8 protein-coding genes are annotated in these 6392 nt (G+C 40.2%); 4 read left to right on the forward strand and 4 right to left on the reverse strand.

Annotated features, from left to right (window positions below):
• Nucleotides 1-136 precede the first annotated feature (136 nt).
• Both parA and AB0756_RS39905 read left to right on the forward strand, forming a co-directional pair.
• Nucleotides 137-757 (forward strand): ParA family partition ATPase, encoded by a 621-nt coding sequence (parA, locus tag AB0756_RS39900; RefSeq protein WP_038078639.1) that lies wholly within the window; start codon nt 137-139, stop codon nt 755-757.
• Nucleotides 758-771: 14 nt separating this feature from the next.
• The gene (locus AB0756_RS39905) at nt 772-1065 is read left to right on the forward strand and encodes a ribbon-helix-helix domain-containing protein (protein WP_050045377.1); all 294 of its coding nucleotides are present in this window, start codon (nt 772-774) and stop codon (nt 1063-1065) included.
• On the opposite strand, the gene AB0756_RS39910 is transcribed toward AB0756_RS39905, so the two are convergent.
• Complete coding sequence (locus AB0756_RS39910) at nt 1062-1199, reverse strand: hypothetical protein (RefSeq protein ID WP_153021508.1); 138 nt, start codon at nt 1197-1199, stop codon at nt 1062-1064. The two genes, AB0756_RS39905 and AB0756_RS39910, sit on opposite strands and share 4 nt — an antisense overlap.
• An 80-nt stretch (nt 1200-1279) precedes the next feature.
• Here AB0756_RS39910 and AB0756_RS39915 point away from each other — a divergent pair, with 80 nt between their 5' ends.
• Nucleotides 1280-2038: a hypothetical protein gene (locus tag AB0756_RS39915; protein ID WP_038078643.1), complete on the forward strand. Its 759-nt coding sequence runs from the start codon at nt 1280-1282 to the stop codon at nt 2036-2038.
• 220 nt (nt 2039-2258) lie between these two features.
• Here AB0756_RS39915 and AB0756_RS39920 read toward each other — a convergent pair whose 3' ends face one another.
• From AB0756_RS39920 to AB0756_RS39930, 3 genes are all read right to left on the reverse strand, one after another.
• A complete protein-coding gene (locus AB0756_RS39920; protein ID WP_050045376.1) occupies nt 2259-2663 on the reverse strand; it encodes a hypothetical protein in 405 nt (134 codons plus the stop codon).
• A gap of 2 nt (nt 2664-2665) precedes the next feature.
• Nucleotides 2666-3568, reverse strand: a complete 903-nt coding sequence (locus AB0756_RS39925) for a hypothetical protein (RefSeq protein WP_038078648.1) — start codon at nt 3566-3568, stop codon at nt 2666-2668.
• Between the two features lie 694 nt (nt 3569-4262).
• Nucleotides 4263-5252 (reverse strand): tyrosine-type recombinase/integrase, encoded by a 990-nt coding sequence (locus AB0756_RS39930; protein WP_038078650.1) that lies wholly within the window; start codon nt 5250-5252, stop codon nt 4263-4265.
• A 282-nt stretch (nt 5253-5534) separates the two neighbouring features.
• Between AB0756_RS39930 and AB0756_RS39935 the strand changes: the two genes are divergently transcribed.
• Nucleotides 5535-6392 (forward strand): hypothetical protein (locus tag AB0756_RS39935; RefSeq protein ID WP_408104062.1); only part of this gene is annotated, 858 nt, incomplete at its 3' end.

A 6392-nucleotide genomic window follows, 5' to 3' on the forward strand; every position in this document is an offset into this window, starting at 1 on the left:
ACACTTCGTTTCAAGCCCTAATAGGGATTCAGTTAGTCCGAGAGTGTCTGTGAGTCCGGCGTATATGGTGTACAAATGTGGACACGTGGAGACGTATAGAGGTACAACTGTGTATGTGTGATATTGGTATCCACCTATGAAAACAATCGCAATCGTATCGAGGAAGGGAGGTTCGGGGAAATCTACTTTAGCAATCCACCTTGCTGTGGCAGCAGTTATTGATGGTAGGGAAGTAGCAATTGTCGATTTAGATCCACAAGCATCATGTGCAAAATGGTCTGATTCACGAGAATCAGAAACTCCGGTTGTGGTATCCGCTCAGGCATCACGATTGGATAAAGTTTTGTCAGCAGCCAAAGATGAAGGTGCGGATTTAGTTTTTATTGACACATCTCCCCACGCAGAAACAGCAGCTCTTGCAGCAATTCGTGCAGCTAATTTAATTTTGATTCCCTGCCGTCCCACAATTTTAGATTTAAGGGCAATTGATGACACGGTTGACCTTATTAAACTCGCTAAAAAAACTTTAGTGGCAGCTGTGGTTTTAAATGCCGTGCCATCACAGGGGTCACTGGGAGATGAAGCAGAGGAGGCGATCGCCAATTATAAAATTCCTGTTGCCCCAGTGAAGATTGGGCATCGTTCTGCGTTTGTGCGATCGCTCACGGATGGCTTAACGGCGCTTGAATACGAGCCAAAGGGCAAAGCAGCAAAGGAAATTTTAGAATTGTACAAGTGGACGTGTACACAGGTGTAAGTGTGTGATGAATTATGGCAGCAGCTAAAAAAACTACGAAATTAGGGAATGCACTGAATAAAGCTAAAGAGGAGCCAAAACCTCTAAAGGTAGTTGAGGAGGAGCACAAGCAAGAACAACCAGAAGACAATAGATATCCTATACCGCCAAGTCGCCAGGGGAAGAGGACGATCGCAGCGCATTTCGATCCTGCAGTTGCTATCCAACTAAAACGGCTGGCAGCGGAAAACGAGACCACAGTGCAGGCGTTGTTGGGGGAGGCATTGAATTTATTGTTTGAAAAATATGGAGAAAAGCCGATCGCTTAGTTGCGGGAGCGTATGCTTATGTGTTTTACCCGTTCTTCTAATTCTTGAAGGCGGGTGGTAAGGTCGTCTAAGCGTTCTTGGATTTCTAGATTTTTGTCTAGAATTGTTTCATTGTAGTTATTTTGTACTGACAATGTAATTATCGTCTCCTGAATGGTCAGGAGACCGACTGAAGGTCAAAATTAGGGGTAGCATGACTCAAGCAGTATAATGTATGGACGAAAAGTTACAATGGCAAATTACGCCTTTCTTTGATTGCTGGAAACAACGACACGCATCCATCAGTGAGTTAGACTTTAGCAAACAAAGGTACGAAGCTAACCTGTTGCTGTGGGGGGCTCTTGACGCTCTTTCCAATTTGTGGGCAAAAAGTATTGGCAAGAAAGAGTATAGCAAGAGTGGTAAACGGACTATTTTTGATGCGTTTCTTGCACGTTATGGTGGTGACGTATTCCAGCTTGTTTCACTACCAGACGTGTGGAGCCGAATAGATCAGGGGGATACTGAAATAAACATAACGAAGGGGGAGAGGATAAAGCTGCCATTGAATGTATGTGAATTCTTAAGCACAATTGGAGAACGTCGTACCCCGAATATTATGGATATAGAGTCACGCCAAACTCGCTCCATTTCAAATGATTTGACTATGGATAATATCATCAGTCAAACCCTCGCAAGTTACCCTAAGACGAACCGTAGTGTGCTTGAGCAATGGCTCACTCTTTCCCGATATGGTGCGATCGCTTACAAGGAAATACGAAATGCCTACATCCATGAAGGGCGACCAGGAAAGAGAACGCACGACTTTAAGTTATACGAGTGGAAAGAAAGACCGACATATCAAAGCTGGCTGTATAGTACGCCCCCAATAATGGGCTTTAGTATTGAATTTATGTTGGGTGTGCTCAAACGGTGCATAGAAAAGTTTGAAGCTGAAGCATTAGAGTTGCAAGTAGACCCAGCGCCAGATTAATTGGTTTATTAGTGCCACTGGGAGCGATGGTTCCCAGAGATTCATTTTGACTATTCTCCCTCAAATACCGCTAGTTATAAAGTAAGAGCGCTTACGCGACAACGTACTACAAACGGATAACCAAGCGAGAAAATTTTCTCGCTTGGTGATTGGCTGATTAACGCGATCGGGTTGATGGTTAAAAAGCCTTAACTATAAATTTCATTCACGGGAATTGTATTTAAAACTCCCATTCATGCTCTGGATCATCAAGGGCTGCTCTTACTGATGTCAAATCAGCAAGGTCTTTAAACGGGCTAGACTTTGCAATTTCTGTAATTGAATGCAAGGCTAAAGTTAATTGGTTATTATCACCATTGGCTATTGCTAGATCAACTTTTTCAAATAGGAAGCGGAAGTTATTAGCACGTTCATCAAAAGAGCGTTCAATATACTTTAATAAAGCATCACGCTGAGCGTTAATCTGAGCAATTGTTGTTTTTTCCCAAGCCTTTATACCACGTCTTTTAGTCTGCTCTTGTTCTGCAACTATTTTGTACTCAGTATAGGCTTCAATAATATCGCGCAAGCATTCAGCTGCTGAGCCTGGATGAACAACTTCCACAGGGACTTCTTTGGGTATCATCTTTATTTACTTGGTAAAATGCGATATTTTTCTAGAATGGTGACAGTACCAACATTAATCTTCCCTTCGCTGTTCAAAACAGGAGTTTTTAAAATTTCTACAAGTCCTCTCATTAGAGTTGCTACTTGTTGAAACTTTTCAGCATCTCTTGAGGAATCAAAAGGTCGAGATTCAAGTTCGTTAAGGCTAGAAACAGCACAAGTATTAATAGATTCAAATACGCTTCTCAACTCTGTAATTCGCTGTTGAATTTTTTTAGCATACTCTTTTGCTGCGTTAATTTCAGCAATAGCTTTGTTGGCTTGAGCTTCATACTCCCTTGCTTTTGTCATGGCTTTCTCACCTTCACGGGCAGCAAAGAAGCCACCAATAGCCAAAGCTGGAATAGCAGTAATACCACCTAGCACCCAAACACCAACAGCCATTCCACCACCACCCGCAGCGATCGCACCACCACCAAACCACGCTAAAGTTGCATTCCAAGCTGCTGCTCCACTTAAACTTGAGATAGCCGTTCCAGTACTTGCTGCTCCAATCGAGGTAGCAACGCCAATAGCACCACCATAACCTGCTGCTGCTGCTCCCGCCGCTTTAGCACCAGCGGTGAAATACTGTTCCGCTCCTATAGCCGCAGCTTTATACTCTTTAATTTGTTGAACTGAAAAGTCCAGTCCTTCCAAAAGCCGTTTCTCGCTTTCAGAAGCTTTTCTACCAGTTTGCTCTAAAAAGTCAACAAAACGTTTAATTGTGCCTCTTATAACATTGAGTTGAAGCTGCCCATAATCTTCTGCTAACTTATTCGTTGTTTTTTCTTCTCTTTTCAAATTTTCAACTGCTCTTTCATACCGCTTTTTTGCAGCTTCAGCAAGTTCATTGGCTTTGTATCCTGGATAAAATGAAACCACGAATACTCCTAATTATTAGCTATATAAGACTAGTATTTGATTGGTGAAACCTGAATGAGCTAAGAGCTAACCTTACAAAGGTTTAGTTCTTATCATACGTAGCAAGAAGCCAATACAATTCCTATAACTACTTTTATCATCCTTGCTCTTGTCTTTCTATGTCTTCTGAAGAATTACTGTATTTTATACTCTTCACTAAATCTTTATTATTTGTGGTTAGTACTTAAAAAATTAGACAAAAACGATTGCACTTCGGTATAGCATTCCTAAATCATTCTTGAAAAACCAGAAAACGAATATTTAGAAGATGGGCTGAAATGAGCAGTGATACTGAAAGGATACTGAAAGTTACGTTAAGGACTTGATGAGCTACTTTCAATACTGCGCTCGCCAGGAATAAAACTGTACCATTTGAAGTCTCGGAAATTTAGAAGCTTCAAACCCTTGCTGTGCCGTATTAAATTACTGCACCAAATAATCTAAAGGTTAATTGGTACAAAGAGAATTGCCAAAAATATTGATTGACAGAATGCTTATCCAGCAGGAGTCACAGCCTTAGCGTAACTTTCTGTACGATTGCTCATTTACCCCCAAAAATATGGAGAAAAGCCGATCGCGTAAAATTTAATTTCGTCCGCGTATGCTTGTGTGTTTTACTCGTTCTTCTAAATCCTGGAGATGGATAATTTAATTATTACGATCGCCGCTTTTTCCCAACACGAGCAGCTAATTTATTAGTTAACTCCAGTTGGTACTGATTTTTGTTGTCCTCGTAAACCAGGATTGTTCTTGGGTCTGCGTGACGGCTGAGGTGCTGCACCTTGCGGTAATCGCCCTGAGCCAGATCGAGAGCATCGGTAATACCCGAATGCCTAATTTTGTGTGGTGTCATCCGCTTGGTTATCCCAGCCCGATCGCAAGTCTTTCGCACGATCGCGTAGATTCCATCTCCTGTGAGCTGATGACCGTAGTTATGGAAGTCCAAAGCAATAAACAATGGATCGCTGGGTTTTAGATTTGTGCGGCAACCCAACCAGTCAGCGATCGCTTCTGCAACAAAAGAGTTTAAGTCAATTCTGGTAGAATCATTGCCCTTACCCTTGCCATAGACAGTCAACGTATTTTCGTGATAATCAAAGTCTCCCACTGTTAACTTTGCCACTTCTCCCCTACGCAGGACGTTTGCCCAAAGTAGCAAAAATAAGGCGTAATCCCGCTTCCCCTTAGCGCAAGTGGTATCAATCACATCAAAAACTTTGTTGTACTCATCCACCCCCACGCCTCTGGTGTCGCGGTACTTTGTCACTTTCAGAGACTCAATGCGATCGCTATCAAAATGGTACTGACACCGCTTGAGATTGCGACCCACCTTAATGAGATATTTGATAGCAGCTAGATAACGGTTGATAGTTGCTGCTTTTCTACCCTCAGACACCAGATGATTTTTAAACTTAAGGATTAATCCGTTAGCCGTCTCGCCGTTAAGTGCCCAAAACTCTTCAATATCTTTTGGCGTTGGTTTCCTTTGTAAGAAATACTCAAAAAATATTTTTATGTTGCCAGCATACCCCCGCTGGGTGGTCTGCGCTTTCTGCTGCAACTCCGCCAAAAAATCATTGCTCGATCGCAGCCCGCTGGCGACAGAGGTAATAGAATTTTCTGTATTTATACTTATTATGTCCATCTACAGTCGTTTATGACAATGCATCTTTTCATTAACGTCTTACATTATCTCATCACATACATCCGAATAAACAACTACTCTCCTCAAAATCGCTTATACAGCGCCCCTAGCAGCACTATGTCCGTCTATTCCATAAATAGCAAGGATTGAGCTTTTTGAGGTTTTGCCAAAAAAGTATTTATTTACACACAAAAACTACTGAAGTAGTTTGAGAATCTAGTTAATATAGTAATTAATATGACAAATATCAAATATTGTGGTTGAAGAATTTTTGTAATATCTATGGATAGATTTCCTGCTGGGTTAATTCAACGTTTAAAGTTATGTATTGAAAATGAAAATATTGGTGATAATGATTATGCTACAAAGTTATATAACCTCCGTATGGAACTTGAGAGATTTGTAGAACATCTTGTTGTTTTAGCAAAGGTGAAAGACAATGAGATGCCTGGAGATGGTATAAATAATAAAATTCAACATCTGGCAGGAAAAAAAATTGGACTACTTAAAGAAGGAGTTGAACATTATCTAAGTTTTTGGTATGGCTTAGGATGTTTAGGAAGTCATTATAAATCTGCTTCAAGTGAAAAAAATATAGAATTTAAACAACATTATAATATGTGCAAAGAAGCCATGATTACAGCTTTATCATGGTATATAAAGGAATTTCCACCAATAAGCCAAAAAAGTGATTTTATAGAAAATACTAAAATCACTTTAGAAAAATTCAAAGGAAATGATTTTGATAAGTTTGTTAAACCATCACATATAGATATCAATATGTTGCTGGAAAAAAAGGATGTTATTTTATTAGACGGGCTATCTTGGATTGGTAAAACATCTTTATCATGCTTACTAGTAGATAAGCTTTTTGAAAAAGGTTTTATCCCTGTCTTGTTTCATCAGAATACATTACTTAACTTTTCCTTAATTAACAATAGTAATATTAGTGGACTTGAAGATATAAAAAAGCTGTCTTTAAGTGAGAAAGCTGGTGCATTACACAAAGAAATAGTGACCAGTATTTTCCGTGGTGACTCCTGCGTAATATTGTTTGATGATGCTTTTGGGCATAGGAGCTTTAAACCATATTCTAGCCCTCTTTCATACCTTCGGTTAGTAGATTGGATAAATCTTGCC

The organism is Tolypothrix campylonemoides VB511288_2, from assembly GCF_045999855.1.
GTDB lineage: Bacteria > Cyanobacteriota > Cyanobacteriia > Cyanobacteriales > Nostocaceae > Scytonema > Scytonema bouteillei_A.